General features: G+C 42.0%; 27 protein-coding genes. 15 read left to right on the forward strand and 12 right to left on the reverse strand.

The window, feature by feature from the left end; all coding sequences use genetic code 11:
- Positions 1-9: 9 nt before the first annotated feature.
- From araA to AACW90_RS09970, 3 genes are read right to left on the reverse strand one after another with little or no spacing between them, the layout of a single operon-like run.
- Complete coding sequence (araA, locus tag AACW90_RS09960) at positions 10-1,497, reverse strand: L-arabinose isomerase (protein WP_390233780.1); 1,488 nt, start codon at positions 1,495-1,497, stop codon at positions 10-12.
- 23 nt (positions 1,498-1,520) lie between these two features.
- Complete coding sequence (locus AACW90_RS09965; RefSeq protein ID WP_390234326.1) at positions 1,521-2,267, reverse strand: L-ribulose-5-phosphate 4-epimerase; 747 nt, start codon at positions 2,265-2,267, stop codon at positions 1,521-1,523.
- Entirely contained in the window at positions 2,260-3,963 is a 1,704-nt protein-coding gene (locus AACW90_RS09970; protein ID WP_390233783.1) for a ribulokinase, read from the reverse strand. The genes AACW90_RS09965 and AACW90_RS09970 overlap by 8 nt, the downstream gene beginning before the upstream one ends.
- 368 nt (positions 3,964-4,331) lie before the next feature.
- Here AACW90_RS09970 and AACW90_RS09975 point away from each other — a divergent pair, with 368 nt between their 5' ends.
- Genes AACW90_RS09975 through araH form a run of 3 tightly spaced genes read left to right on the forward strand, consistent with a single transcriptional unit; the run spans position 4,332 to position 7,915 of the window.
- Positions 4,332-5,333, forward strand: coding sequence for an arabinose ABC transporter substrate-binding protein (locus AACW90_RS09975; RefSeq protein ID WP_390233785.1), 1,002 nt, complete (start codon positions 4,332-4,334; stop codon positions 5,331-5,333).
- A gap of 59 nt (positions 5,334-5,392) precedes the next feature.
- On the forward strand, positions 5,393-6,907 hold the full coding sequence (gene araG / locus AACW90_RS09980) for an L-arabinose ABC transporter ATP-binding protein AraG (RefSeq protein WP_390233788.1): 1,515 nt from the start codon (positions 5,393-5,395) through the stop codon (positions 6,905-6,907).
- A 15-nt stretch (positions 6,908-6,922) separates the two neighbouring features.
- On the forward strand, positions 6,923-7,915 hold the full coding sequence (gene araH / locus AACW90_RS09985; protein WP_390233790.1) for an L-arabinose ABC transporter permease AraH: 993 nt from the start codon (positions 6,923-6,925) through the stop codon (positions 7,913-7,915).
- Between the two features lie 204 nt (positions 7,916-8,119).
- On the opposite strand, the gene AACW90_RS09990 is transcribed toward araH, so the two are convergent.
- Positions 8,120-9,016 (reverse strand): ROK family protein, encoded by an 897-nt coding sequence (locus AACW90_RS09990; protein WP_390233792.1) that lies wholly within the window; start codon positions 9,014-9,016, stop codon positions 8,120-8,122.
- Positions 9,017-9,082: 66 nt separating this feature from the next.
- On the reverse strand, positions 9,083-9,787 hold the full coding sequence (locus AACW90_RS09995; RefSeq protein WP_390233794.1) for a GntR family transcriptional regulator: 705 nt from the start codon (positions 9,785-9,787) through the stop codon (positions 9,083-9,085).
- A gap of 261 nt (positions 9,788-10,048) precedes the next feature.
- On the opposite strand from AACW90_RS09995, the gene AACW90_RS10000 reads away from it, so the two are divergent.
- Positions 10,049-11,446 (forward strand): glycoside hydrolase family 1 protein, encoded by a 1,398-nt coding sequence (locus AACW90_RS10000; RefSeq protein ID WP_390233796.1) that lies wholly within the window; start codon positions 10,049-10,051, stop codon positions 11,444-11,446.
- Positions 11,447-11,561: 115 nt separating this feature from the next.
- Here AACW90_RS10000 and AACW90_RS10005 read toward each other — a convergent pair whose 3' ends face one another.
- Positions 11,562-13,253, reverse strand: coding sequence for an NAD-dependent malic enzyme (locus AACW90_RS10005; protein ID WP_390233798.1), 1,692 nt, complete (start codon positions 13,251-13,253; stop codon positions 11,562-11,564).
- A 340-nt stretch (positions 13,254-13,593) separates the two neighbouring features.
- Here AACW90_RS10005 and AACW90_RS10010 point away from each other — a divergent pair, with 340 nt between their 5' ends.
- Genes AACW90_RS10010 through AACW90_RS10020 form a run of 3 tightly spaced genes read left to right on the forward strand, consistent with a single transcriptional unit; the run spans position 13,594 to position 16,191 of the window.
- Positions 13,594-15,021 carry a protein adenylyltransferase SelO gene (locus AACW90_RS10010; RefSeq protein ID WP_390233800.1) on the forward strand — a complete coding sequence of 476 codons (1,428 nt, stop codon included), beginning with the start codon at positions 13,594-13,596 and terminating at the stop codon, positions 15,019-15,021.
- Between the two features lie 26 nt (positions 15,022-15,047).
- Positions 15,048-15,995, forward strand: coding sequence for a M14 family metallopeptidase (locus AACW90_RS10015; RefSeq protein WP_390233802.1), 948 nt, complete (start codon positions 15,048-15,050; stop codon positions 15,993-15,995).
- The gene (locus AACW90_RS10020) at positions 15,982-16,191 is read left to right on the forward strand and encodes a hypothetical protein (RefSeq protein WP_348000056.1); all 210 of its coding nucleotides are present in this window, start codon (positions 15,982-15,984) and stop codon (positions 16,189-16,191) included. Before AACW90_RS10015 ends, AACW90_RS10020 begins: the two co-directional genes overlap by 14 nt.
- Before the next feature lie 30 nt (positions 16,192-16,221).
- Here the strand turns inward: AACW90_RS10020 and AACW90_RS10025 are convergent, their stop codons facing one another.
- Positions 16,222-16,620, reverse strand: a complete 399-nt coding sequence (locus AACW90_RS10025; protein WP_390233805.1) for a YkgJ family cysteine cluster protein — start codon at positions 16,618-16,620, stop codon at positions 16,222-16,224.
- 164 nt (positions 16,621-16,784) lie between these two features.
- On the opposite strand from AACW90_RS10025, the gene AACW90_RS10030 reads away from it, so the two are divergent.
- A complete protein-coding gene (locus AACW90_RS10030) occupies positions 16,785-17,240 on the forward strand; it encodes a GNAT family N-acetyltransferase (protein WP_390233808.1) in 456 nt (151 codons plus the stop codon).
- 32 nt (positions 17,241-17,272) lie between these two features.
- Positions 17,273-17,740 carry an HAD family hydrolase gene (locus AACW90_RS10035; protein WP_390233810.1) on the forward strand — a complete coding sequence of 156 codons (468 nt, stop codon included), beginning with the start codon at positions 17,273-17,275 and terminating at the stop codon, positions 17,738-17,740.
- Between the two features lie 24 nt (positions 17,741-17,764).
- Here AACW90_RS10035 and AACW90_RS10040 read toward each other — a convergent pair whose 3' ends face one another.
- Positions 17,765-18,160, reverse strand: coding sequence for a VF530 family protein (locus AACW90_RS10040; protein ID WP_275137422.1), 396 nt, complete (start codon positions 18,158-18,160; stop codon positions 17,765-17,767).
- 471 nt (positions 18,161-18,631) lie between these two features.
- On the opposite strand from AACW90_RS10040, the gene AACW90_RS10045 reads away from it, so the two are divergent.
- Positions 18,632-20,224 (forward strand): ABC-F family ATP-binding cassette domain-containing protein, encoded by a 1,593-nt coding sequence (locus AACW90_RS10045; protein ID WP_390233812.1) that lies wholly within the window; start codon positions 18,632-18,634, stop codon positions 20,222-20,224.
- On the opposite strand, the gene AACW90_RS10050 is transcribed toward AACW90_RS10045, so the two are convergent.
- Positions 20,175-21,065: a helix-turn-helix domain-containing protein gene (locus AACW90_RS10050; protein ID WP_390233814.1), complete on the reverse strand. Its 891-nt coding sequence runs from the start codon at positions 21,063-21,065 to the stop codon at positions 20,175-20,177. The two genes, AACW90_RS10045 and AACW90_RS10050, sit on opposite strands and share 50 nt — an antisense overlap.
- Positions 21,066-21,141: 76 nt before the next feature.
- On the opposite strand from AACW90_RS10050, the gene AACW90_RS10055 reads away from it, so the two are divergent.
- The 5 genes from AACW90_RS10055 to AACW90_RS10075 all read left to right on the forward strand — a co-directional run bounded on the left by AACW90_RS10055 (position 21,142) and on the right by AACW90_RS10075 (position 25,086).
- Positions 21,142-21,291 (forward strand): hypothetical protein, encoded by a 150-nt coding sequence (locus tag AACW90_RS10055; RefSeq protein WP_390233816.1) that lies wholly within the window; start codon positions 21,142-21,144, stop codon positions 21,289-21,291.
- A gap of 40 nt (positions 21,292-21,331) precedes the next feature.
- Positions 21,332-23,905 carry a glycoside hydrolase family 3 protein gene (locus tag AACW90_RS10060; RefSeq protein WP_390233817.1) on the forward strand — a complete coding sequence of 858 codons (2,574 nt, stop codon included), beginning with the start codon at positions 21,332-21,334 and terminating at the stop codon, positions 23,903-23,905.
- 367 nt (positions 23,906-24,272) lie between these two features.
- A complete protein-coding gene (locus AACW90_RS10065) occupies positions 24,273-24,488 on the forward strand; it encodes a hypothetical protein (RefSeq protein ID WP_390233819.1) in 216 nt (71 codons plus the stop codon).
- Between the two features lie 242 nt (positions 24,489-24,730).
- Positions 24,731-24,919 (forward strand): hypothetical protein, encoded by a 189-nt coding sequence (locus tag AACW90_RS10070; protein ID WP_390234363.1) that lies wholly within the window; start codon positions 24,731-24,733, stop codon positions 24,917-24,919.
- The gene (locus AACW90_RS10075; RefSeq protein WP_502226691.1) at positions 24,916-25,086 is read left to right on the forward strand and encodes a hypothetical protein; all 171 of its coding nucleotides are present in this window, start codon (positions 24,916-24,918) and stop codon (positions 25,084-25,086) included. Before AACW90_RS10070 ends, AACW90_RS10075 begins: the two co-directional genes overlap by 4 nt.
- 46 nt (positions 25,087-25,132) lie before the next feature.
- Here the strand turns inward: AACW90_RS10075 and AACW90_RS10080 are convergent, their stop codons facing one another.
- The 3 genes from AACW90_RS10080 to AACW90_RS10090 form a co-directional block, all read right to left on the reverse strand.
- Positions 25,133-25,435: a YkgJ family cysteine cluster protein gene (locus tag AACW90_RS10080; protein WP_195705241.1), complete on the reverse strand. Its 303-nt coding sequence runs from the start codon at positions 25,433-25,435 to the stop codon at positions 25,133-25,135.
- A gap of 200 nt (positions 25,436-25,635) precedes the next feature.
- On the reverse strand, positions 25,636-25,845 hold the full coding sequence (cspE, locus tag AACW90_RS10085; protein WP_195705240.1) for a transcription antiterminator/RNA stability regulator CspE: 210 nt from the start codon (positions 25,843-25,845) through the stop codon (positions 25,636-25,638).
- Between the two features lie 292 nt (positions 25,846-26,137).
- On the reverse strand, positions 26,138-26,797 hold the full coding sequence (locus tag AACW90_RS10090) for a hypothetical protein (protein WP_390233827.1): 660 nt from the start codon (positions 26,795-26,797) through the stop codon (positions 26,138-26,140).
- Positions 26,798-26,902: the final 105 nt, after the last annotated feature.

Genomic DNA, 26,902 nt, shown 5'->3' on the forward strand with positions numbered 1-26,902 from the left:
GGGATGATTTTATTTGTAGTAAGCGCGGTTATTTTTTAACTCAGTTTTAAATTGACGCAATCGTGTTTCGTGGTCAATAAGAACCATCTCAATACCCGCTATATCAGCATAATCCGTTAACATATCCACAGATACAGACTGGCTATATACTGTATGGTGAGCTCCTCCGGAAAGTATCCAGGCTGCGGCTGCTGTTTCAAGATTAGGTTGAGGTGTCCATAACGCGTGAGCAACGGGTAAGTGAGGTAGTTTTTGTGGAGGTAAGATCGTATCAACGCAGTTTACAATCATACGGTAATGAGTACCCAGATCGATAACAGACACATTGAGACCCGCACCCTCTTTACCACTGAAAATCATCCTAGCGATATCACACTTGCAACCAATAGTATGAGGATGGATTTCAATCTTTGGTTTTTGAGCGGCGATAGTTGGGCACACTTCTAACATGTGAGCACCCAATACCTGGCTCTGTTCACCAAAGTTATAGGTATAATCTTCCATAAAAGAGGTGCCACCAATTTTGCCTTGTCCCATGACTTTCATAATGCGAGCCATAGCCGCCGTTTTCCAGTCTCCCTCTCCACCATATCCGTATCCCTTTTCCATTAGCCTTTGAGTCGCAAGCCCCGGTAAATTAGTAAGCCCGCTTAAGTTTTCAAAGGTGTTGGTAAATGCATTCGCTCCTACGGACGCTAAGAACTGTGCCATTCCCAACTCTAGACGAGCTTCTTGCTGTAGTATTTGCAAACTACCTTTGTTCTGATACAGGGCAGGTTCTATATCGTAAGCAGAGGCATATTCATCTAATAAAGCACTAACATCACCATTTTCTACCTGATTAACACTCTCGGCCAATTCACCTAATCCATATGCATTTACTTCGTAACCGAATTTGATTTGCGCTGAGACTTTATCGCCTTCCGTTACGGCTACTTGGCGCATGTTGTCACCAAATCTCGCGACCTTAAGGTTTTTACCTTCGTCGATCCCTATTGCCGCGCGACACCAATCATCCACCTGATGATGTACAATAGGGTTCTCCCAGTGACCGACCACCACTTTACGGTCTAGCCCCATACGCGTTCCAATATACCCAAATTCGCGGCAGCCATGAGCACTTTGATTCGTATTCATAAAGTTCATATCGATGTCATCCCACGGTAGGGCGGCATTAAATTGAGTATGCAGATGCAAGAATGGTTTGTTTAGAATGCCCAATCCTGCAATCCACATTTTTGCGGGTGAAAATGTATGCATCCATAGTATTAAGCCAATACAATCAGGATCGTTATTTGCTTCACGACATATTGTCGATATTTCGTCGGGTGTTTTTACAGTACCTTTATTCACTATAGGTGCTGAAATGAGCTGAGTTTGGTTGAGACCAGTGACAATTTGCTGGCTATTTTGAGCTACATTAGCCAGTACTTGTGGACCATATAGGTGCTGAGAACCGGTGACAAACCAAACGTGTTTAGCTGAATATGTTTTCATGAGAGACCTTTCATTTTCGTAAATTATTTTTGTCCGTAGTACGCATTGTCGCCGTGCTTTCTAAGGTAGTGTTTGTCTAATAGTGCTTGATTGATGAACTCTACTTTCGGGTTGATTTGTATGGTTTTCCACGCCATGGCCGCCACGGCCTCCATTACAACAGCATTATGAACGGCCTGTTGTGGGGTTTTTCCCCAGCTAAATGGCCCATGTTCCTTGACAATAATCCCTGGTTTCTCCATGGGGTTACTGCTCCCAATTGTTTCCACAATCACCTTGCCAGTGTTCAATTCATAATCCGATTCAATTTCGCTATCTGTCAGTGCCCGGGTGCATAAAATGCTGCCGTAAAAGTAGTCTGCGTGGGTTGTACCTAATGCTGGAATCGCGTGACCAGCTTGTGCCCAAGATGTAGCGTTGGGCGAGTGAGTATGTACCACACCGCCGATAGTTGGATAAGTTCGATAAAGCTCTATGTGCGTGTCGGTATCAGAAGAGGGACGGAGTTTTCCTTCGACGATATTTCCTTCTAGATCGATAACCACCATATTCTCTGCACTAAGATCTTTATAAGCGACGCCACTCGGTTTAATCACAACAAGACCAGACTTACGATCGATTCCTGAAACGTTTCCCCAGGTAAAAGTGACAAGATTGTGCACCTGTAATGCCATATTTTCTTGCCAGACTTGATGGCGTAAAACTTTTAGTCGAATGGCGGTATCGTGGGACTCATTGATAGTGTTTTTAGTTGGTTCGTTGTTATCCATTTGTTTGTTCCTGTAATAATTGAAACTCAGTGAGAGCTTCAATTTGGCAACCTAACTGTCGATAAGTCTGCGCACGATTTTCTCGTAATTTAGCGGTATTCTTATTCGGCTGATATACATGGGAAACGGGGCTAGCCATCATCTTCTGAGCGGCTTGGGTATTGGGGTATATACCAGCTGCGACGGCGGCTAATATTGCAGAACCAAGTGCACAGCTCTGTTCTGAAGACGACACCACAATGTCTCTACCAATTACATCCGCACATGTTTGCATGACTAGAGGTGATTTTTGAGAGATTCCACCAATGGCGATGACGCGTTCTACTCTAATATCTTGGTCAACAAAACTGTCGACAATTGCTTTCGCGCCATGAGCCGTAGATTCAACCAATGCGTTGAACAAATCTGGAGCGCTTGAACCTAGATTCAGATTAGCAATTGCGCCTTTCAGTCGCTGATTTGCGTAAGGGGTGCGTCTGCCATTGTGCCAATCCATCCCTATAGGTGAATTCTCGTTTAACTCGCTGTCTGCTGCTGCTTTTGATAGTTCGGGTATTATGTTTTGCTCGATATGATCTAAGGGAAGCTTTAGTTGAGGATTTTGTTTCGCAAACTGTTCAATGGGCCACATCAATACACGTTTGTACCATGCAAATATGTCACCAAATGCGGATTGTCCTGCCTCTAACGCTAGCAGTTCAGGCGTTGCACTTCCTTGAACTTGACCGCAAATCCCATTAATGGTCCGCTCTCCAACATCTTGTGCATCTACCATGAGAATATCGCAGGTAGACGTACCAATAACTTTGACTAGGTCATATTTTCCAGCCCCGGCACCAACCGCCCCCATGTGGCAGTCGAACGCGCCAATGGCTACGGTTATGCCTTCGGACAAACCCAACGTTTCTGCCCATTCCGCGCACAATCCACCAGCGGCTTGATCAGAGGTAAACACTTCATTAAACATACGGTCGCGTATTCCGTCTAATGACGGTGATATTGCGTTTAAGAACTCTTGAGATGGTAAGCCAGCCCAACTTTCATGCCACATTGCTTTATGGCCCGCGGCGCAAACGCCACGCTTCAATCGAGATGGGTGTTGGTTCCCAGAAAGCAAAGCAGGAATCCAGTCACATAATTCAACCCAGCTGTGAATGTGTTGTGCCATGTCGTGGTCTTGCTCTGAGATCCATGCGGCCTTAGCCCAAAACCATTCTGAAGAGTAGACGCCACCAACAAATTTGGTGTAATCCGGGAACTCCCCAGAATGCGCTAACTCATTAATTCTTTCCGCTTTTTTGATCGATGTATGGTCTTTCCATAGGATAAACATGGCATTGGGATTATGCTCATGTTCTGGTGTCAGTGCTAACACTTCCCCTTGTGAATTCACTGGTGCGGGTGTTGATCCTGTCGTATCTACACCGATACTCACTATGGCCTTTGCAACTGCTTTAGGCACTTTAGAAACGGCCGTACAGATAACATCCGTCATTGCTTCTATATAATCTCTTGGATGGTGGCGAAACATAGATATAGATGGTTTGCTGTATTTTCCTTCCATCCACCTTGGATAATAGGTTACGGCGGTGGCAACTTCTGAACCATCGTTTGTATTAACTATCAATGCGCGAACGGAGTCAGAACCAAAGTCTAACCCTATAACGAACTGTTGCTTCTCAATTACCTTGTTCATGAATACTCCATTTAGCCATCAGTATTTCTTTTTATTTATAGCGAGAATTGGGCCTGTTCACCATGAATGTAATCGCTATAAATATGGACAAATTAGTTGGCGGTCAAAATATGAAGGTTTGTTGCAATTTTGATAACTCTCTGATTGATAATTGCTTGAAATGGCGTATTACGCCTATTTTTCGACCATTGTGAGTGTGTGGGTATTTTATTGAAGAGAAAGTGAGACCTAAATCATGGTCAAGCCCGCTAAATGCATGGACAAAATAGCTACAGATTCTTAATGTGATTGCGGTCACTTCAATCGCATGAATTTCTCTTTAATAATGAATAAGAACATCAATCCTCACCAGTAAATGGAATCACAAAATGAGTAAAATAAGAAAAACATTAACCCTAACAGCCCTCATGGGAGCGACACTATTAAGTACTTCAGTCAGCGCATTTTTTGGAGGCGATGACGGTCTGAAATTAGGTTATTTAGTCAAGCAACCAGAGGAACCATGGTTTCAAACAGAATGGAATTTTGCCGAAAAGGCGGGCGAAAAATATGATTTTGAAGTTATCAAGATGGCGGTACCAGACGGAGAGAAAACGCTAAATGCAATAGACACTCTTGCAGCCAGCGGAGCTAAGGGCTTTGTTATATGTACACCAGACCCTAAATTGGGACCGGCGATTATGGCAAAAGCTAAGAGCTACGGCCTTAAAGTTGTCACTGTTGATGACCAATTTTTGAATGCTAAAGGTGAACCCATGTTAGACGTACCACTCGTCATGATGGCTGCTAGTCAGATTGGTGGAAGACAGGGTGCGGAGCTTTATGAAGAAATGAAAAAACGCGGTTGGGATGAGTCCACAACGGGTGTAATGGCTATTACTGCTGATGAACTCGATACGGCACGTCGTCGTGTAAACGGTTCTATTAAAGCATTAGGAGATCTTGGTTTTCCTAAAGAGCAAGTTTACCGCATACCGACCAAATCTAATGATATCCCTGGCGCACTCGATGCTGCTAACTCGTTACTTGTTCAACATCCAGATGTCAAACAATGGTTAATTGTTGGAATGAACGACAACACGGTACTTGGTGGTGTACGTGCAACTGAAGGTCAAGGTTTTGCCGCTAGTGACATTATAGGTATTGGTATAAACGGTGTTGATGCTGTGAACGAATTGGCGAAATCGAAAGCGACGGGTTTCTATGGGTCATTGCTTCCTAGCCCGGACGTGCATGGTTTCAAAAGTATTGAATCACTATACAACTGGGTAGAAAAAGGCATCGCACCGGACAAGTTCGTTGAAGTGACGGATGTTGTGTTAATTACACGCGAAAACTTTAAAGAAGAACTGGCAAAAAAAGGACTTTAAAGGCCACTAAGCAAGCGGCAGAATGACTGCCGCTCAAGATGTAATCAGGAGAAAAGAGTATGACTACTTCACCCACCTACTTAGAGTTTTGTAATATATCCAAACATTTTCCGGGTGTTAAAGCGCTTTCGAATATCAGTTTTCGCGCCAACCGCGGCAGTATTCATGCACTCATGGGTGAAAACGGTGCTGGAAAATCAACCCTTCTTAAGACACTTAGTGGGTTGCATCAAGCAACAGAGGGTGAACTGATTATAGATGGAAAAGCGTTTAGCTTTTCTTCTGCAACAGATGCATTGGATCAGGGTATTGCCATCATCTATCAAGAGTTAAATTTGGTACCAGAACTCAGTGTCGCGGAAAATATATATCTTGGTCAACTACCGACCAAAAAAGGTCGTGTGGATACGGAAACACTCAACAAAAATGCACGTCAACAGTTATTAAGGTTAGGTGAATACTTTGATCCATCCCGTCCTTTGAAAGAGTTCTCTATTGGTCAGTGTCAGATGGTAGAAATAGCAAAAGCATTAAGTCGAAACGCTAAGATTATCGCCTTTGATGAACCGACAAGTAGTCTGTCTCAACGTGAAATAGAGAGCTTATTTAAGGTGATTCGTGAACTTCGTGATGAAGGGAAGATAATTATGTATGTTTCCCATCGAATGGAAGAGATCTTTAAGTTATGTGATGCAATTACGATCTTTAAAGACGGTAAGCATGTACAAACCTTTGATGATATGTCGGCTCTAACTCATGACCGATTGGTCGAGCTAATGGTGGGGCGTGAGATCAACGATATATATAATTACCGCTCACGTTCTCATGGTAGCAGTGGCCTCGAACTTGCTAATCTAATCGGTCCCGGATTAACCACTCCTGTATCTCTCAATATCAACAAAGGTGAAATATTGGGCTTATTTGGTCTTGTGGGTGCGGGCAGAACGGAACTAACCCGGCTTATATTTGGTGCAGAGAGATCAGTGGGTGGTGACATTCTTATTGACGGTACGCTAATAAAAATTAGAAATCCGGAAGATGCAATTAAAGCAGGAATTACCTTGTGTCCAGAGGATAGAAAATCCGATGGCATCGTGCCAATACTTTCTGTCCAGGAGAATACCAATATTAGTGCTCGCCCATGGAATCTTAATCTAGGTAGTTTGATTGATTTTAAGTGGGAAAGAGAGAATGCATCCAAGCAAGTAGAGGCATTGAATGTAAAAACGCCATCGCTTGACCAATCTATCGGTAATCTGTCTGGTGGTAACCAACAGAAAGTTATTTTAGGACGTTGGCTGTCTACAGATATGCGCGTCATTTTACTCGACGAACCCACTCGCGGAATAGATGTTGGAGCTAAGTCAGAGATCTACGAACTGATTTTTAAGCTTGCTGAAAGCGGGGTCACGGTGCTTGTTGTGTCCAGTGATTTGCCTGAAGTGCTCGGTATCTCAGACCGTTTATTTGTAATGAAAGATGGTGCAATAACGGGCGAACTAAGTCGAACAGAATTTAATGAACAAACTGCGCTACGTCTTGCCATGATTGGCGAAGCTTCTGATGCCGCATAACAAAGGATTATCATCATGTCTGCAACGAGCAACACGAAAACAATGAATAATAAAAATCGGAAAGTGGAATTTAAATTTTCTCACCTTTGGGACAGATTCGGCATGCTTATGGTATTTGCTGCCCTGTTTTTAGTCTGTGCATTTTTTGTACCTTATTTTGCGACTTTTATTAACATGAAAGGGTTGGGACTCGCGATATCAATGAGTGGAATGGTCGCTTGTGCCATGCTGTTCTGTTTGGCGTGCGGTGATTTGGATCTTTCCATCGCATCAATCATTGCCTGTTCCGGTGTCGTAACCGCAGTCGCCATTAACGCGACGGGAAGCGTAGTATTAGGTGTGGGTGCTGGGCTTTTCTCTGGTGCGGCGTTTGGTTTCTTAAATGGATTCATTATCGCTAAACTACAAATCAATGCATTAATCACTACGTTAGCAACGATGCAGATCGCTCGTGGTCTTGGTTATATTATTTCGGATGGTAAAGCCGTTGGCATTACGGAAGAAAGTTTCTTTGCTATAGGAAACTCGTCCATTATTGGCATACCAACACCTATTTGGCTCACCATCATCACGTTCGCTATTTTCGCATTCTTGCTAAATCGCACTGTTTATGGGCGAAATACATTGGCTATTGGAGGGAATGAAGAAGCAGCTCGACTCGCTGGTGTTAATGTCGTGAGAACGAAAATTATCATCTTTACTGTATCAGGATTTATTTCAGCACTTGCGGGCGTAATTCTTGCCGCTCGAATGACGAGTGGACAGCCGATGACGTCAGTCGGGTTTGAATTGGTGGTTATTTCAGCTTGTGTACTTGGCGGGGTTTCTCTTAAAGGCGGGATAGGTAAGGTCTCTTATGTTATTGCTGGTGTTCTAATACTAGGGACAGTAGAAAATGCGATGAACTTGTTGAATATGTCTCCTTTTGCTCAATATGTTGTTCGGGGGGTCATCCTGCTTGCGGCAGTAATATTTGACCGTTATAAGCAAAAATCAAGTAAGTCTTAATACGACTATTTCATACCTAAACTTTAAAAAGCGCATCCAACCAGATGCGCTTTTTAAGTTTTACTGTCTGTGATTCTCTCTATATACGAATAGCAAATTAGTTTTCCAATACGCATGTTAGTGAAATTATTTCTTAGATACAGGCAAAGTGGTTTTCGAAATAGTGATAAGACGAGATGTATCGGTTAGACGGGTTGTTCTTGGCTAACCTCGTCTGTTCAAGAAATGCTTTAACGCCCCAATAAGGTTTGCATTGTTGCCAAATTTTGACGCTTCAAGTTTTGGATAAACGGTAGCATGAGGTAACGCCGCCATAATGCCATCAAGTTTACTATTGATCTGACTAACCAGATCGGAACGTTGGCTAATGGCACCGCCAATGACGATCAATTCTGGGTCAATATGATACTGAATATTAAATAGCCCTATGGCTAACTCAGAGTACCAATTATGAACTATGCGCTGTATTTCGTCATGTTGTTGATCATAGAGATTAAATACATCTAACCCATTTAACTGACTCTTATCGACACCTAATTGGTCTGCGGCGGCGTCGACTAAAGCCTGTGTTGACGCCACGTGACCCAATATTTTGGGTTTACCGTTGACGTATCCCTGAATAGTAAAACCAAATTCTCCACCATGAAGGTGATGACCTTTTTGTATTTTTTGCCGAGTGACGATTGCCCCTCCAACACCGCTACCAACAACAACGGAACAAAAATGATTTGAGTTCTTACCTTTACCAAGCCAGGACTCTGCTAGTGCAGCACAGCATGCATCATTTTCTAATTCAGTTGTAATGCCAAACTTATTTTTATAAAGGGTCTTTATATCAATACCGTGGATATAAGGAAGGGCACTTGATCCATGAATGACGCCGCTTTCGATGTCAACTGCCCCACAGGTGCTGATTGCAATTCCTTGCACCTCATACTGCTTCTGGCACCGCTTAAAATGAGATGAAAACATATGCAGCCATTCAGGATAAGAATCAGCATTGCTAGGTAATGAAAACTGCTCGACAAACTCCGCGCATTCGTTCATGACTGCGCATTTCACCGAGGTACCACCAAAATCTAAAACAAGATAATTTTTCATTGTCTTAACCGGGTTACCATACTAGAGCCTCAAATAGTGTTTTCTTACGGATAAATTAGTTAATCATTACATCTTTACAAAATTAGTAGAGAATCTAAATTTCTCACACACTTGTTTAACATTTGAGTATTCAAAAATTTCACCACCGTCAAGATAAGCAACTTGTTCAACATTCACTATTTTGTCTCCCACGGTTAGAATTAGATGCTCAGCATCTTTTTCGTTAGCATCAATAACCGTAATTTCCATCATAGAACTGTGAATTTTAAGGTGAAGATCTTTAGTGATATATTGGTAAATTGAGCTCTCTATATGTTTTTTAGATAATCCAGAGATTACGTTTATTGGCATATAGGTTTCTTCGATGGCATAGGGTTCATTGTCAATAAAGCGAACACGAATTATGTGATAGAGCATGTCCCCTTCTTGACAGTTTAACCTATCAGCAAGAAAACGACTCGCAGGGTCTACACTGTAATTAAGTACATTTGTGTCTAGTTTTTGTCCCTGCGCCTCTGCATTTGCTTTGGTTCCATAGAGATGTTTTGACCCTCGCATACTCAATGGACGTTTTACAAATGAACCCGAGCCTCTTTTTCTCACCACAAGGCCATCTTTAACTAATATATCCAACGCTTTCTTAATGGTTAGTTCACTACAATTGAACTCGTTTGCGAGAGAGGTACCGTCGGGTAGTTTTTCGTTGTATTTGTATTCCGACTCGACTATCCGAGCTCTAATTGTCTCATAAATATCTAAGTACTTAACCATGTAAGCTTCCGTTCATGTTGGTCGTTATGCAGGATCGAACAAAAATTCTGCGGTTTGACTATGTTAACGCCATCTCCATGATAGTCGTTAATTTATCTGATCAAATAATCGCGTTAACACACACAGAATAAAACAATATGTATAAAAAATAAAACCATATAGTTTTAAATCAAATACACTGTATTATAGTGTGACGAAGGTTAACTATTTGTCGCGCTAGCCTTTTGATTTAAAGTCGATTTAAAAGGTAGGGTTTGCATAATGACTCAATATGTTTTTCCAGAAAAATTTTTATGGGGTGCGGCGGCATCAGGTACTCAAACTGAAGGTATCACCAACAAGGCGAACTCGTCTATTTGGGATCGTTGGCACGAACAGTCACCAGAACGGTTTTATCGTGAAATCGGTTCTCAGGTAGTGACGGATACCTATCATCGTTACAAAGAAGATGTAAAATTGATGAAACAGGTGGGTTTCAATTCCTTTCGTACCTCTATTCAATGGTCGCGTTTGATCAAAAATTATGAAACGGGTGAAATCTGCGAAGACGCAGTCGAATTCTACAATAACTACCTCGACGAAATGATTGCTAGTGGCATAGAACCTATGATGAATCTTTATCATTTCGATATGCCAGCTGAGCTACAAGAGAAGTTTGGCGGATTTGAGTCAAAGAAAGTGGTTGATCTTTATGTCGATTACGCGACGAAAGCCTTCGAGCTGTTTGGTAATAAAGTAAAATACTGGATCACGTTCAATGAACCTATTGTTCCTGTTGAAGGTGGCTATTTATATGATTTCCATTACCCATGCAAGAAAAATGGAAGATTGGCTGTTCAAGTCGCGTTTAATATTATCTTAGCGCATGCAAAAGCGGTTCATGCTTTCAATAGACTTGGTTTGAAAAAAACGAAAATTGGTGTCGTACTAAACCTGACGCCTTCATATACTCGCAATGACAGTGAAGAAGATAAAAAAGCAGCGTGGTACGCAGATCTGCTATTTAATCGTAGTTTCTTAGACCCAATGGTGAAGAACGAATTCCCTAAAGTGTTGTGTGACGTCTTAGAAGAACATGGCGTGACACCTGAAAGCACTCAAACTGAACGAGATGCGATTACGTCAGCGAAAATAGAATTCCTAGGTGTTAATTATTACGTGCCACGTCGAGTAAAAGCCCGGGAATCTGAGTACGAGTTAGATTACTTTACACCAGAAGTGTACTTCGAGAATCACGTTAATTCGGATGGCCGATTTAACCCATACCGCGATAACAATGAGATTCTGCCGACGGCTATCTATGACATTGCTACTAACGTTAAAGACAACTATGGAAATATTCCTTGGTTTCTGGCTGAGATAGGTATTGCTATGGACGAAGAATCCGAAGGAGAGCCTCAGAACAATGGTGTTATTGACGATGGTTTTCGTACTGAACTGATGAAAGAGCATCTTGTTCAATTACATAAAGCGATTGAAGATGGTGCAAATTGCTTCGGAATCCACCAATGGACATTCATTGACAATTGGTCGTGGACGAACTCATTCAAACGTCGCTATGGCTTCTTTCGTTTGGATTTGAAAACAGGTAACAGAATTCCTAAAAAGCATGGTATTTGGTTTAAGAAATTGGCTATGTCTGGTTCGTTTACAGATTGATCAGAGATCGGTATGAATAGGTCTCTAACGTTATTCAGCACGGAAAACTTGGTACTTTTTAGGCCTAAAAAAGGCTGCTCAATGAGCAGCCTTGAAGCGTTAAACCACGCTAATATTAGAATGAAGTACGTTTATAAGGACGATAATCTGGTGTCCAGAAGTTCTCCTTGATTTTCTGCATGATTCTTTCGTCGGTACGCTGCGACGCGACGCCTTGCTCCATTGCTTTTTTCGCAACCGCAAATGCAATCTTAATTGACACATCGCGGATATCTTCCAAAGGCGGTAAGAGTGCGCCTTTACCATTGATGGCTAGCGGTGAACATTCCGCTAACGCGCGACTAGACGCCATTAACATCTCATCGGTTACGCGGCGAGCTCTTGCTGCCAATACACCCAAACCGATACCTGGGAATATATAGCTATTATTACACTGCGCAATTGGGTAGGTTTTGTCACCAATGACAACAGGATCAAATGGGCTACCCGTCGCCACGAGTGCTTCGCCATTTGTCCAACGTAGAATATCTTCTGGCAGTGCTTCCACACGACTTGTTGGATTAGACAGCGGGAACACAATAGGGCGTTTACAGTGTTTATGCATCTCAGTAATGATGTCTTCGCTGAACAGGCCCGGAGCACCGGAGACACCGATAAGCACCGTTGGTTTACCATTTTTCATTACTTCGAAGAGCGATACATCGTTGCCTTCCGTATCCCATTCATTGAGAACTGCGCGTTTCTGAACCAGTTTTTTCTGGAAGTCTAGCAGGTTAGGCATGTCGTCGGTTAAGATACCCCAACGGTCAACCATAAATACTTGTGAACGGGCTTGCTCGTCACTAACCCCTTCGGATACCATTTGAGCGATAATCGCTTCGGCGATACCACATCCCGCAGAACCTGCGCCTAAAAACGCAATACGCTGCTCACTTATTTTAGATTTTGCCGCCTTGCATGCCGCCAATAATGAACCAACAGATACCGCTGCAGTACCTTGAATATCATCATTAAAGCAACAGACTTCATCTTTGTAACGCTCAAGCAAAGGCATGGCATTTTTCTGAGCAAAATCTTCAAACTGTATTAGTGCTTCTGGCCAACGACTTTTTACGGCTTGAATAAATTCGTCTACAAAGGCGTTATAGTCTTGTTTGCTTACGCGAGGATGACGCCAACCCATATACATTGGGTCAGAAAGTCTTTGTGGATTATTCGTACCTACATCAAGCACAACAGGTAAGCAATAAGCAGGGCTAATACCACCACACGCGGTGTAAAGTGCTAGCTTACCAATGGGAATACCCATGCCGCCAATACCTTGATCACCTAACCCGAGAATACGTTCGCCATCGGTAACAACGATCACTTTCACCTTATTACGAGAAGCGTTGTTGAGCATATCTTCAATATGTTCACGGTTTGGATAAGAGATAATCAATCCGCGAGCACGGCGATAAATATTAGAGAAATTTTCGCACGCGGCACCCACTGTTGGGGTATAGATGATCGGCATCATCTCAGTGATATGATTTTCAACCAAGCGGTAAAAAAGGGTTTCGTTTGTATCTTGAATGTTGCGCAAATAGATATGTTTGTCCATATCTGATTCGAAGCTTTGATATTGTAAGTAGGCGCGCTCTACTTGTTCTTCAATCGACTCGATCGCCTCGGGAAGCAAACCATCTAGATTGAATAGTGCACGTTCTTCTTTGTTAAACGCGTTACCTTTGTTGAGTAAAGGTGCTTCTAGTAGGGCTCGACCTGCGTAGGGAATATAGAGTGGGCGTTGGCTTTTGTTATTCATTTATAACTCTTATTGGCAGACTTTATTGATGGAAGTAACAATTGTTACAAAACGAACGCATTTTATTACATATGCGAGTAAAAGGTAATCGATTATCTATGATTTAAATGGTCAAAACTCGTTTATTATTTTTTAGTGGTAAAAACTGCATTGATTATAGTTCTACATCTTGTTGTTTGCTCGCGATGTGCTTTGAATATCTTATTCTGCTGGCGTCACTCACATTGAGTCAGTGATTATACCCGCTCGATTGTTGTTGTCGGTTGCTTTGATTGTAAAGTAGTCACTTATATGCTTCAGTATAAGCATATAATGATTCTCATTTACGGAAACGATGATTGTGAAATTAGAAAATACCTACCGACAGTTAGGCACGGCGTTTTATCAACAAATTGAGCCTACTCCGGTTGTACACCCCGTACTTTTTTTATGGAACGCTTCGTTAGCTAAGCGGCTTTCTCTGCCAGACAATGTGGAATCTAATGCGGCGCGGTTGTTTTCGGGCAACCAGTTATTAGAAGGTTCAGTCCCTATCGCATTAGCGTACGCCGGACATCAATTTGGTGGATTCAGCCCGCAGCTTGGCGATGGGCGTGCACATCTATTGGGTGAAGTACTCATGGCGGACAATCGTCGACTGGATATACAACTGAAGGGTTCCGGTCAGACGAAGTATTCTCGTCGAGGGGATGGACGATGCGCGATTAAACCCGCTATCCGAGAATATATAATGAGCGAGGCGATGTATGCATTAGGGGTTCCGACAACCCGCACACTTGCGGTTGTTACGACGGGCGAAGACCTTTACCGAGGGCTTTCGGAGCCTGGTGCCATTGTTACTCGTGTGGCAGAAAGTCATATCAGAGTCGGTACATTTCAATACTTCGCGGCTCAAGGAGAGACAGATTCTCTAGCAAAATTACTCGATTACGCCATTGAAAGACATTATCCAGATATCGACCTTACGGACGACCATCGGGCACTTGTTTTCTTAGATGCGGTTATCGACAAGCAGATAAAAACCATTGTGCATTGGATGCGAGTGGGCTTTATTCACGGAGTCATGAATACAGATAATGTGACTATTTCGGGGGAAACCATCGATTATGGCCCTTGCGCCATGTTAGGTATTTATCACCCAGAAACAGTGTTTAGCTCGATAGATACCAATGGACGCTACTGTTTCGGTAATCAGCCATCAATTATGCAGTGGAATATGGCGCGACTTGCTGAGTGTTTGATACCACTAATCGGCGGTGAAAAAGACGATATTATGACATCACTCGAAAGTCGGATACTCAATATCACAGATAGATACCAAGCCGCCTATTACCAAATGATGCATAATAAACTGGGTTTACTAGAGGCTTCTAACAATGAATTGATTGATGAGCTTCTCACTCTGTTGCTCGATAATAAATTGGATTACACTCAATCATTTATCGATCTAACTCACGTGCTGAATCAGAATGACCTGTCCGTTTCTGCGATTGATAGCGAATGGGTAAAAAAATGGTTGTCGACAATAAAACAAGGGGATAGGGTGACTTCATTGAAGCTTATGCAACAAAGCAATCCCGTTGTTATTCCGCGTAATCATCATGTAGAACGAGTGTTAGAAGAATGCAAATCGAGTGAAAACAACTTATCTGTTCTCAATTATTTGAACGTTTTACTGTCTCCTTATCAAGAAATTGTAGAGACCAATGATTATAATGATCTTCCGATAGACCGTGATGTTAGTTACCAAACCTTTTGCGGTACTTAGTGCCAGTATATGTAGAGATGACAATAATGAACGAATTTTATCCCATTGGTAAAAAAAACCAAAAATGGGGCGAGTCAGAAAAAGCAGAGTGGCTTAAGCAAACTAGTACGAAGAGAAGCTATCAAGATGAAGTGGTCACCAAAATTGTTGCTTTAGCCAGTCGTTTTCTGGTCGATCAATATGGTTTATTGCAATATGGCCTATTGAAAAATGACGAAAAAACTTTTCCACTTTATGTATTAAAAAGCCTTAACTGGGACCCAAGTAAACCAACCGTATTGATTACGGGTGGTGTTCATGGCTATGAAACGAGCGGTGTACAAGGCGCGTTATTATTTTTGGAAACGGAAGCGCACCGCTATCAGGATAATTTTAACATCCTTGCGGTGCCATGCGTTAGCCCGTGGGGTTATGAAGTCATTAATCGCTGGAACGCATTGGCTATTGACCCTAATCGCTCGTTTTACCCGGAGAGTCCCGCGCCAGAATCAGCAAACCTTCTAAAGCTTGTCGAAAAATACAAGGACTCGATAGTCGTGCATTTTGATCTTCATGAGACGACGGACAGCGACGAAACGGAATTCCGTAGAGCGTTAGCCGCAAGAGATGGTGTTGAGTTTATCCCGTGTAATATTCCAGATGGATTCTACACGGTAGGGGATACTGAGAATCCGCAATCTGGTTTTCAACGCGCCGTTATCGAATCAGTGAGGCTTGTCACTCATATAGCCGACGCGGATAGTGAGGGGAATATCATTGGGTCACCTATCACTCAAAATGGCGTGATTAACTACTCGATGAAACAGCTTGGTTTGTGTGGTGGTATTACAAATGGCAGGTTTACCACGACAACCGAGGTGTATCCTGATAGTGATAAGGTGACAAACGACGATTGCAATAGGGCCCAAGTTGCGGCGATTGTTGGTGGTTTGGATTATGTGTCGGATTGGATGAGTAAGAATGAACTATATTAACTTGCAACTAGACTCAGAGGCACAAGCCATTGTAGGTGAGTTGCTTGATGGGTTAGACAACATAGACGGTTGGCTTAAGATGACCGCTCGAATTGCTGCACAAATAGATGCAAAACTAAGCGAAGGTCTATACGTTGGCAAAGTGCAGTGGTTTAGCGATTCTGATTACATTGAAAAAGAAATTGAATATCAATAATAAAGATATTGCCACACTAACATCATTCTATCAGTAGCTTGGGGGACGACTATCTTGCATCAATAAATCGAGTTTTATTTGTGCTTGTTTCGGTTTCTCCAAGTCTACAACTTCAATCATTTCGCATTCATCCCTAATCATTTCAGAAATAAGGCTAGGGTAATGACGGCAATCTTCAGGTCTGTCTAGATAAATACTGCATGTATACTTTTTTGGCGCGAGCGCGTTTTTATTGGGTACAATTTCAAGAAAAGGGCATCGTTTAAGCCTAATACCAGATTCAGGATCGAACCAAATTTCGTCGTTCTTAACGTATTCGAAAATGTTGGGGTTAAATATTTCCCATAGGTCAATTTCATCTTTTGTCGCCCAAATGTCGCCATCTCCGTATTTGATACAACATTTACCACATGAATTACACTCTTTCATCGTTCGCTATTTAACAGGATGTACACCATCGTAGTGTACCACTGATGGTGTTTTTGGAAGGTGAATTATTTTGGTAACAAACAAATAGCGATGGTTTTTGACGCTAGATATGTAATTATTGTGGTTCAAGCATGACATGGATTTTACAATAGGGTTTTATTGATATGGACATCAAAATAGATAACTTGGAAAGCGGTGACGTTCTCCAACTTTTACAAGAGCATATGCAAGATATGCTTGCGACATCGCCTGCAGAGAGCGTACATGCCCTAGATGTACCGGCTTTAAAAGCACCTTCCATTACGTTTTTTAGCGCAAGAGAAGGCGGGCAATTACTCGGTTGCGTTGCCATTAAAGAGCTTTCAACGGCCAATGCAGAGCTCAAGTCCATGCGCACTCATTCTCATGCGCGTAACACTGGCGTCGCCTCCACGTTACTTGAGCATATTTTGGTTGTGGCGAAAAAAAGAGGTTATGAGTCGCTGAGTTTAGAGACTGGTTCAATGGCATTTTTTAAACCAGCACGAAAGCTATACATAAAGTATGGTTTTACACCCTGCGAGCCTTTTTCTAATTATCAATCCGACCCCAATAGCACATTTATGTCTATCGTTCTTTAAGTAAGAATCTAAAGTTTTGATAGGAAATGAAGATGAAAACGTATCTGTTTGATTGGGGTGACACCCTTATGATTGATTATCCGCGCACCTCTGGGAAGATGTGCGATTGGCCACATGTACAAGCGGTTGAGGGTGCACTAGAAACATTGAAGTGCCTTTCACAACGGCATCGTATATATGTTGCGACCAATGCCGCCGAGTCGTCTGAAAAAGACATCCGACTCGCCTTTGAGCGGGTGGGATTGGCGGAATATATTACCGGTTATTTTTGCAAAGCAAATTTAGGCGTAGGAAAAGGATCACCTGAATTCTTCTTAGCGGTACTGAATCAATTAAATCTGTCCGCTGAACAAGTCACGATGGTGGGGGACACCTTAGAAAATGATATTCTTCCAGCTCAATCGTTGGGCATAAAGGCTATTTGGTTTAATAAAGAAGCGAAGCCTCATCAATGTGAAGCTTCGATCACTCAAATTTGCAAACTCACTGAGTTGTGTTGACAGCTTGGCCGTATTTTATTGGGCCTATCGACGCATATTTTTCCCGGCCGCCTTTTTGGCTTTGTACGAAGACGCCGCTTTAGCTTGAGAGTCCAATATAGATTCGACAGTGAGTTTCATCGGTTCTCTTGGTGTTATATCGGCAGCGTAGGTGCGCATACGAGGCGGTATTTCTCTTTCTTCTTCCGTTGGTCGTGGCATTCTTTTAAATCGATTTAGGTAGAATGCCTCTAGCTTCTCTCTCGCCCATTCCGATTTTCGCAGATATTTTACACTGCTCGCGACGGACGGGTTGGTATGAAAACAGTTAAACCGCATCGCCGTATCTAATATGTCCCATCCATAAAAATCAACTAGTTCTTTAACCATCTCTTCTAGTTTGAGGCCATGTAGTGGGTTATTTTGTTGTTCTTCTAACATTTTTCTGCCTTTAATGCGGTTTACGGAATTAATTTCATTTTGATCACGTACATAATGTGACCAGTATTACTGGCTACATAGTTTGAATAGGTTTGGCCGACTATACAACTTTAATTTGCGACTAATAATCTCATCGTTCCTACAGGTGATGGTAAGAATGTTAACTTCGGTTGAAAATTCTAGTTGAAATGGTGATTTATTGGTCGGTATAATCACCACATCACTTCTACTGGAGCTAACGCCATAATGAACAACTAATACCTGATATCCAATTTACCATTATTTATTTGGACACTCGGGGTTAGTGGGCGTTGCTTTTCGTCATCTCTATTCTTGCACTACTGCAAACACTCTTCTTCATCTTTAGATTTGTTTATTGCCGTCGTGAGAAAAATAACCAAGCTCGCGTTTTTCTAATCTACAGATGTAGATTGGTCACCCCCTTTACATATTCAGTAAACGGAGGTTTTTATGCCTGCAAGTAAATCTACCATTATGACACACCAATTATCTTTCCAGCTCGATACGGGGGAATGGTTGTTCAACGATCTCAACCTTAATATTAACGAAAAAATCGCTGGTTTGGTCGGACGCAATGGTGTCGGGAAATCAGTATTGTTCGCTCTATTAAGTGGACTACGTACACCCACAAAAGGAAGTGTTATCACGAGTGGGAAGGTTGGCTATTATTCCCAACTGCCATCTGATTTGATCGATAGTCAGCTCACTATCGCCGAGTTTATGGGGGTTTCGAAACAGCTTTTAGCCTTGAATTCGATTCAGCAAGGGAGCAGTGAACAGAGGGATTTTGACGCCGTCGCAGAAGATTGGACGATAGAAGATAGAGTGAACGCCAATCTATTATCGCTTGGTATTCCAACGGATCCAAATGCACATTGCTGTTACCTTAGTGGAGGGCAGTTGGCTTTACTACAGTTGCATCGTCTTTTTGAATCTGACTGTGAAATCTTACTACTTGATGAGCCCACTAACCATCTCGATACCATTGGACGGGATTGGTTAATCAAACATATGAAGCAATTTGAAGGTATCATTTTATTAATAAGCCACGATAGGGTTTTACTCAATCATGTGGAGGCTATCTATCAGTTGACTCGCCTCGGCATCGATTATTTTCCTGGGAATTACGACGATTACCTGCAGCAATCTAGAATTGCAGATCAAGCACTAAACAAACGGATAGAAGCTCTCAAATCGGAACAGAAAAAGTTGATGAGACAAGCACAGACAAACAGAGAGAAAAGAGAGCAGCGTGAGTCGAAAGGCAAACAGTTAAGAAAGTCAGGTAGCCAGCCTAAAATTTTAATGGATGCAATGAAAAACAAAGCTGAACAGAGTCAATCTGCAGGGCTAAGAAATCAAAGAAATCAGATAGACCGAAACCAAAGTAAGCTCGCGGTTTTGGAAACCCAGCAAGAGACGGTCAAACCACAGGTCTTATATGTGCAACAAGCCCAAGAGTTAAAAAAACGCACCTTGCTTAGAGTGACTAACTGCACGCTAGATTATGGTTCAGACAAAGAAATAAACTTCACCGTGTCTCAAACTGAAAGACTCCATCTGGACGGGCCGAATGGAAGCGGCAAGTCGACGTTATTGAAAGCGATTCATGGCAAACATAGTCACTATAACGGTGAAATTAAACGATACGCTAAAACGGTTTACATGGATCAAAATTTTGGATTGTTGGAGCCGACAGAGTCGGTAATAGAAAGTTTATTGAAGCACAGTGATGGTCTAGTAGAAGGGACGGCTCGTATTCTTTTAGCGGGTATAGGGTTTCGGCGAGATTCTGTTTATCGCAAAGTCGCTCACCTGAGTGGCGGCGAAAAAATGAAACTCTCTATGTTGTTGGTAAGCCATATAGCCGACGGACCATTACTGCTATTAGATGAACCTGATAACCATTTAGATATAGAGTCAAAACAACGTTTAGCCTTAGCACTAAAGCAATATAAGGGGGCTTTAATACTCGTGAGTCACGATGTTTTTTTTATTGAAGCTGTTGGGATAAACAAAGTGCTGACTTTCTATAATCTCTAGGGTTTTGACCAAATTTGAGCTTAAAACACTTAGAGAAATAATTGCTGTCAGCGTACCCGGCATTGTCGGCTATCTGTTGAATAGAGAGGTCAGGGGAGCCCAACAAGCTTTCGTACGCATATTGTAATCGTTTATCTTTTAGGTATTGGTTTGGTGATGTTTGCAGATAATCGCGAAATAATCGTTCTAACTGGCGAACGCTTACAAATGACGCGGCGGCGATCTGAAGTGTCTTTAAGTCGTCGCGACGGTAATGCTCTTCAAGGTATACCAAGGCTCTACTCAATATCATGGTAGAGCGATTCATTTGTATGTCATCACCTTGATAGAAACGGGCGAGAATGATGATAAGTTGCTGAAGCTGGGCATTCAACATCGTTTCGAATCCGTTTGGTGCTTGGCGGTACTCTTCATCAATGGTTAGCACCAGTTTTTCTACCTCAGTGTACTGTTGAAGGCTTAGGTTAAGCTTGGCTGTGTAGTCGGCTTTTTGTCGTGCTAACGGTTCAATGTTGAATAACGCTTGATAACCCGGAAGTAATTTAAGCGCAGAGGTCTCGAAAAGGGGCGATTGAGATTCAAACATAAGATTAATTAATATCAACTCATCTACATTACTAAAACCATGTTCCACCTGACCATTTATAACGAACACGTCTCCTTGGGACAGTGGGTAATGGTAATCAGCCACCGTATGCGTCGCCGTTCCTTTTACGACAATAAAGAGCTCCGAAAAATCGTGGCTGTGCGTAGGAAAATCATGGCAATGCTTTCCATGGGTAACCGCAAATTTTAGATGTGGATGTTTTAAGTGTGTGTCCAGCGTGTAAATTAAGCTCATGTCGTAATTTTCCTTATTTATGTCGTTATATTAGCAGAAAAATACTTGTTATGGTCATACTATAAAGAGAGTAAAAGTGACTAATACTAAGCTGAATAACTTTGTGACCGATATGAATGTTATTCCGAGGACCACTCAAGCGCTTAGCAATGGCTTATCTTTGGTAAAGACCTGCCCATTAATGTCCGTTTATTACATTCATATTGCTGAGCAGTTTAGTGTTTAGGTTGGCATTATTTGTTGTTGTTAATTGTTAGGAAAATACCATGACATCTGAATTTATTACCCCTTACTTTTCGGATTGGCCACAGATTCAATCCACTATTTCAAGAAATGAAGCGATCGAATCCGAGGTCCGACGAATCGTGGCATCAATGACACTTGAAGAAAAAATTGGCCAGATGATTCAACCGGACATTCGTGGTATTTCCGTCGAAGAAGCGACGACCTATAAAATTGGTTCAATATTGAATGGTGGTGGAGCCTGGCCAAACGATGACAAACATGCGACAGCATTAGATTGGGCGAGCAAATCTGATGAGTATTGGTTTGCAGTAGAAGCTGCGTTTGAAGATCGCCCTTTCCGCATACCTTTCATGTGGGCAACGGATGCAGTGCATGGGCACAATAATGTATTTGGTGCCACAGTCTTTCCTCATAATATTGGGTTAGGTTGTGCACGCGACCCTGAGTTGGTCAAAAAAATTGGCCGTATTACCGCCATTGAGATTACCGCCACGGGCTTAGATTGGACATTTGCTCCTACGGTTGCCACACCGAGAGATCTGCGTTGGGGTCGAGTGTATGAAGGGTATTCGGAGGACCCAGAGATCGTTTATAACTACGCGGCCAAGATGGTCGAAGGATTGCAAGGTACTGCGGAAGACCTAAAAGGCGATAAGCATGTTATCTCAAACGTAAAGCATTGGGTGGGTGATGGTGGTACGTTAGCTGGTGTTGATCGAGGGGTCAATAATTACAGTGAAGACCTTTTGCGTAATATTCATGCTATGGGTTATTTCAGTGGATTAAATGCGGGTGCGCAAGTGGTAATGTCTTCTTTTAATAGCTGGGACAATCCTAACAACTACGACCTAGCACCGGAAATAGACGGGACATACAACCTTAAAATTCATGGCAGTAAATATCTGCTTACCGATGTTTTAAAAGAGAAGATGGGATTCGATGGTTTGGTCGTTACCGATTGGCATGGTCACTCGGAAGTGAGTAAATGCACGGATGATGACGCCAGTTATGCGATCAATGCTGGAAACGATATTCTGATGATTCCCGTCCACAAGCACTGGTTGAACGTGTATCAAAAAACCGTTGAAGACGTCAACCGTGGCCTAATTGCGTTATCTAGAATTGACGATGCAGTTACTCGTATTTTGAGGGTGAAAATGCGTGCTGGGTTGTGGGACAAACCACAGCCAACCAAACGGACTTTTGCCGGAAATCAAAACTTACTCGGGGCAGACGAACACAGAGAAGTCGCACGAGAAGCGGTACGAAAATCGCTGGTTTTGTTAAAAAATAACAATGCTATTTTACCGTTAAATAGAGATCAAAAGGTTTTATTAACGGGAAGTGCGGCGGATGATCTACAAAAACAATCGGGCGGGTGGAATTTAACATGGCAGGGGGACGAAAATACGCTTGCTGACTTCCCAGGTGCCACCACCGTTAAGATGGCTTTAGAGGGAGAACTTGGTTCGGATAAAGTGATGTTTGACCCTGAATTAACCTCAAATTACAACAAAGGCGATGTTGCTATCGTCGTATTTGGTGAAGACCCATATGCTGAAATGATGGGGGATATAAAGGAATGGCAGACACTCGAATTTGCAGCATTAAAAAGAAGTTATAAAGCTGATTTGCAGATAATCCAAAAACTATATCAAGCGGGTGTGAAAATTATCTCAATCTTTTTCAGTGGCAGACCGCTATACGTGAATGAAGAGATATCAAAATCGCAAGCCTTTGTCGCCGCGTTTTTGCCGGGTAGCGAAGGCAAGGGGATCACGGACGTTTTGCTTGCCAACGAAGACGATGAGAAGCAGGTTGATTTTGTTGGTCGATTGTCATTCAGTTGGCCAAACAAAAAACGCAGTACCCGTGTTCACAGAAAGCCTGCACATATTCCAAATTATCGGGTGCCCGCATACGAGCAAGACCCGATCGGTGAGCATGCCCCGTTGTTTGATTATGGTTATGGTCTTCGTTATGGCGATGAATTGCAGTCGAGATATCTCGATAACTTGCCTTTGGATATTGCACTTAACGACGCAGAAACGATTGCCGAACACGCAACTCATATGTTTGGTGTTAAAGCCACGGTTGGTGATTACCAAATGAAAATATCAGATTCATTGCATCCAATTGGAATCGACGTATCTCGTAATAACAACATGCAGCTAACGGATATCAGTACCTCTCCGTTCAACTATCAGCAGCAACAAGATGCGGTGCGGGTCGAGTTTAATCGATCCCTTGCGTCCATTTACCTGCAAACCAGTAATGGAAGTGCTGAAGACCTGTCTGGTTATGATAACGACAGCGGGAGTATTTGCTTTGATATTAATGTCGAGAAGGCATCTGGTATGCCTGTTTACTTAGCATTACAAGTGTTCATGGACCGTGGTGAGATGGAGCAGCTTTCGCGCATCGATATATCTGACCAATTGCCCGATGTAAATGAAGGTTTTTTGACGGTATCGATACCTTGCCATCGTTTTTCCAGTGCTGGCCTTGATCTTCGATATATCGATACTCCGTTTATGTTATTTACCGAAGGTGAATTGATCGCCGTTGTTGCCAACATTCGTTGGGAGATTTAGCCTAAGCCGTCATAGATCGTGGACGGATACTTATCTTGCCGTAAAGTGAGTAAACGGCATTCAAAGCGCACTATCTCGGTGCGTTTTTTAGTTTCTGTGAAAAAAAATCAAAATAATATCACCGTCTAAAATATGAGATTCAGGATAAATATCCACCATTTTTCAATGTTGTAGTTCAGAATTAATGATCAGGATTTAAAAATGCTCAAAAAATGAACAACTTAGTAAATGTTATATGACGGATGTTAATTGTCAAATAACTCAATAAACTAGTTTTCTATAAAAAAGCAGTCATTTCATCTGATTTGACGCGTGATGTATCGCATTCTATGGTTAATTATCACCTCAACCCATAAGGAAACCGCGCATGAAAAGAAACAGTAAAACCTATCGATTTCAGCTGATCAAAGATACGGCCGAAAGGCATCAGCGATCTAACAGCGCGGATCCTATGGTTAGGCATATTGGGCATATGCTCTCTGAGCAACCCGATTTAGAAGAAAATCTAATGTCGCATCATGACTTTGCCGGGCATCACTACGATCAAAGTATTGATGGTTGGGTTAGCGATAGATGGTCTTAGTGATTATTTGTTATGTTGTTAACAATATAAGCACGCTAACTTTCTGATTTTCTATTACTTTATTTGAAACGCAGTCATAAATGTAATATTGACTTGTCCTTTCATGACTTATTTTAAGTTCTCAATCTAAACCACTAATTCATTGATGAGATGAATTAGTGGTTGTTTATGCACTCTAATTATTGATCTTGAGTCACCCCAAAAACGTATAGCGTTAATTATTGGTAAGGAAAGGAAACCTTATGAAATGGATTCTATTCACTTTTTCGTTGATATGCTCATTTGGTGCTGTAGCCGAAGTTGAAAAGTTTGTTCGTTACAACCACGAAGATAAGGTGCAATACGGACAATTAGTCGTGACACCATCCACCCTGCTGAAGTGGTATTACCGGCGGAATATTACGGCACGTTACAAAGAGGGGCATTGGTGACACTCTACACAAATAGTGATGATGGCTTCGAAGGTAAGATTAAGATCATAGATCCAATTATCGATGCGGCTAGTAATATTTTTGCTGTAACGATTGAACTTGATAATGAAAAACTGAAGTTAGCCGCAGGCCTCAGATGTAGAGTAACTTTTTCGCAAGATATCTAACGGTTATCATATGCCTAATTAAGGTTTATGGTTCAGCTCAGATAAATTAGACTATACCGCCTTCCGTGCGCTCGTCCTGACATTCAAAAGAGCCCATTTCAAACTCACGACAAACCCATGGGCGATTTTCGTAAATCGTACACATCATGGTCTCTCTGTCTAATGCTGAGCATTTACCGTCATCTAATTGGCGCATTGTCTCTGCACCCCAACGATCGACTTTTATATGTTCTTCAGGGACTCCAGTATCAGTAAGAATCATGACTTCTAATCGACAGCAGCAAGCTTTACAATCTGAACAACTGATTGTGGGATCGGGTAAGAATTCGATGTCAATGTGGGTGGTCATAAGAGTCAACAATTTATATGGGGGGGATAGAGTAGTTCAATTGAACTTTGGTGTCGAAACATACCGAGTTTTTTTAAATATATACGCTAAATCGTGCGTTAATCGTAGAAGAGAAGTGTAAAAAGGGGGTTAGCGAAGAAGTGTGGAGGAAAATTAACATTGTGCGAGCAACGGTAGCCGAGCTCGCACGAATCCTAAACTTATAACGGAGTAACGTTAGCAGCTTGAGGACCTTTTTGACCTTCTTCAACGTCAAAAGAAACTTTTTGACCTTCAGCAAGAGTTTTGAAACCGTCAGAAACGATTGAACGGAAATGTACAAATACGTCTGCACCGCCGTTGTCTTGAGAAATAAAACCGAAACCTTTAGATTCGTTAAACCACTTTACTGAACCAGTTGTCTTTGACATGTTGTTACCCTTTAATAAATTCATTTTAAATTGCTATTGCACTGAGAGCGTAAATTATTCAATGTAATGATGAAGCCAAGAAAAAACAAAGGATATAACGCAAAGGTGATATTCTGAGGATTTACTTTTACTAAACATATACATCAACAACCCTGACTGCCAGAGCGACCATTATAATATAGCAGTTTTTTTTATTGTAAAGTTTTACTTGTCGCGATTCTGTATAAACAAATCCACCGTATTAATGGCGAGGTAAGTCATAAAGTAGTTGTTGACGAGTGCTTCAACTCATCTAATTGAACTTAGAATTAATCTCATTACCAGCATCTCGTATGATTTGAATCGGCGACATTATTACACCTTTGACTGCGCCTTCTGCAGCTTGGCGACTAAGCTGTTCGCTTTTGTCGACTATTTCATCAATCCTCGCGACAACAACAGGAATTTCTTGACGGAGATGCTGCGACTCCGCCAAGACTGCAGGAATAGTTTTTGTTCGATATCCTTTACTTTCTGCGACGACAACAGGAATTACTGTTGTCCTGTAGCTCTCCAACTCAGATAGACTGTTTGGAATAGTTTGATTGTTGACGGTGTCCACTCTTTGAATTACTTCTGGCACGGTTTGGGTTCGGATAATGGCCACTTCTTTTAAAACCAAAGGAATTTTCTGGTCAACAGAGCGGACAGATAGGTTTACATCCTCCACGGTTTTATTCATGGCCTCTGCTACCACCAGTACCTTCGGAACCAAAACCTCTATACTTTCAGCTACTTTTAACCACTGATCCAGTTTTAGTTGCTCTGCGCTTTTATTTATTTCACTAACCAACTGTGGGTAAGTGTCAACAACGGTCGAAACCGTATTGGTAAAAGAGTAAATGGTATAACCGAGGTAAAAAATTGAGGTTGCAAGCAATGCCTGAGTGGCGATTCCAATCCGTGAAAGCATAGTAAAGTCCAATTTATTTTTAGTCAGTCCATCTTAACGTCGCAACCGGCATCCTTGCCCATTGATGTTTGTTTAGTAGAGCACAATCTGGCAGCAAGTTATTTA

It is taken from the genome of Vibrio frigidus (genome assembly GCF_042465995.1).
GTDB lineage: Bacteria > Pseudomonadota > Gammaproteobacteria > Enterobacterales > Vibrionaceae > Vibrio.

Excerpts from the sequence above, each read along its gene's own strand:
- araA (WP_390233780.1), bottom strand. The coding sequence starts at position 1,497 with ATGAAAACATATTCAGCTAAACACGTTTGGTTTGTCACCGGTTCTCAG.
- AACW90_RS09965 (WP_390234326.1), bottom strand. The coding sequence starts at position 2,267 with ATGGATAACAACGAACCAACTAAAAACACTATCAATGAGTCCCACGAT.
- AACW90_RS09970 (WP_390233783.1), bottom strand. The coding sequence starts at position 3,963 with ATGAACAAGGTAATTGAGAAGCAACAGTTCGTTATAGGGTTAGACTTT.
- AACW90_RS09975 (WP_390233785.1), top strand. The coding sequence starts at position 4,332 with ATGAGTAAAATAAGAAAAACATTAACCCTAACAGCCCTCATGGGAGCG.
- araG (WP_390233788.1), top strand. The coding sequence starts at position 5,393 with ATGACTACTTCACCCACCTACTTAGAGTTTTGTAATATATCCAAACAT.
- araH (WP_390233790.1), top strand. The coding sequence starts at position 6,923 with ATGTCTGCAACGAGCAACACGAAAACAATGAATAATAAAAATCGGAAA.
- AACW90_RS09990 (WP_390233792.1), bottom strand. The coding sequence starts at position 9,016 with ATGAAAAATTATCTTGTTTTAGATTTTGGTGGTACCTCGGTGAAATGC.
- AACW90_RS09995 (WP_390233794.1), bottom strand. The coding sequence starts at position 9,787 with ATGGTTAAGTACTTAGATATTTATGAGACAATTAGAGCTCGGATAGTC.
- AACW90_RS10000 (WP_390233796.1), top strand. The coding sequence starts at position 10,049 with ATGACTCAATATGTTTTTCCAGAAAAATTTTTATGGGGTGCGGCGGCA.
- AACW90_RS10005 (WP_390233798.1), bottom strand. The coding sequence starts at position 13,253 with ATGAATAACAAAAGCCAACGCCCACTCTATATTCCCTACGCAGGTCGA.
- AACW90_RS10015 (WP_390233802.1), top strand. The coding sequence starts at position 15,048 with ATGAACGAATTTTATCCCATTGGTAAAAAAAACCAAAAATGGGGCGAG.
- AACW90_RS10020 (WP_348000056.1), top strand. The coding sequence starts at position 15,982 with ATGAACTATATTAACTTGCAACTAGACTCAGAGGCACAAGCCATTGTA.
- AACW90_RS10025 (WP_390233805.1), bottom strand. The coding sequence starts at position 16,620 with ATGAAAGAGTGTAATTCATGTGGTAAATGTTGTATCAAATACGGAGAT.
- AACW90_RS10030 (WP_390233808.1), top strand. The coding sequence starts at position 16,785 with ATGGACATCAAAATAGATAACTTGGAAAGCGGTGACGTTCTCCAACTT.
- AACW90_RS10035 (WP_390233810.1), top strand. The coding sequence starts at position 17,273 with ATGAAAACGTATCTGTTTGATTGGGGTGACACCCTTATGATTGATTAT.
- AACW90_RS10040 (WP_275137422.1), bottom strand. The coding sequence starts at position 18,160 with ATGTTAGAAGAACAACAAAATAACCCACTACATGGCCTCAAACTAGAA.
- AACW90_RS10045 (WP_390233812.1), top strand. The coding sequence starts at position 18,632 with ATGCCTGCAAGTAAATCTACCATTATGACACACCAATTATCTTTCCAG.
- AACW90_RS10050 (WP_390233814.1), bottom strand. The coding sequence starts at position 21,065 with ATGAGCTTAATTTACACGCTGGACACACACTTAAAACATCCACATCTA.
- AACW90_RS10060 (WP_390233817.1), top strand. The coding sequence starts at position 21,332 with ATGACATCTGAATTTATTACCCCTTACTTTTCGGATTGGCCACAGATT.
- AACW90_RS10065 (WP_390233819.1), top strand. The coding sequence starts at position 24,273 with ATGAAAAGAAACAGTAAAACCTATCGATTTCAGCTGATCAAAGATACG.
- AACW90_RS10070 (WP_390234363.1), top strand. The coding sequence starts at position 24,731 with ATGAAATGGATTCTATTCACTTTTTCGTTGATATGCTCATTTGGTGCT.
- AACW90_RS10080 (WP_195705241.1), bottom strand. The coding sequence starts at position 25,435 with ATGACCACCCACATTGACATCGAATTCTTACCCGATCCCACAATCAGT.
- cspE (WP_195705240.1), bottom strand. The coding sequence starts at position 25,845 with ATGTCAAAGACAACTGGTTCAGTAAAGTGGTTTAACGAATCTAAAGGT.
- AACW90_RS10090 (WP_390233827.1), bottom strand. The coding sequence starts at position 26,797 with ATGCTTTCACGGATTGGAATCGCCACTCAGGCATTGCTTGCAACCTCA.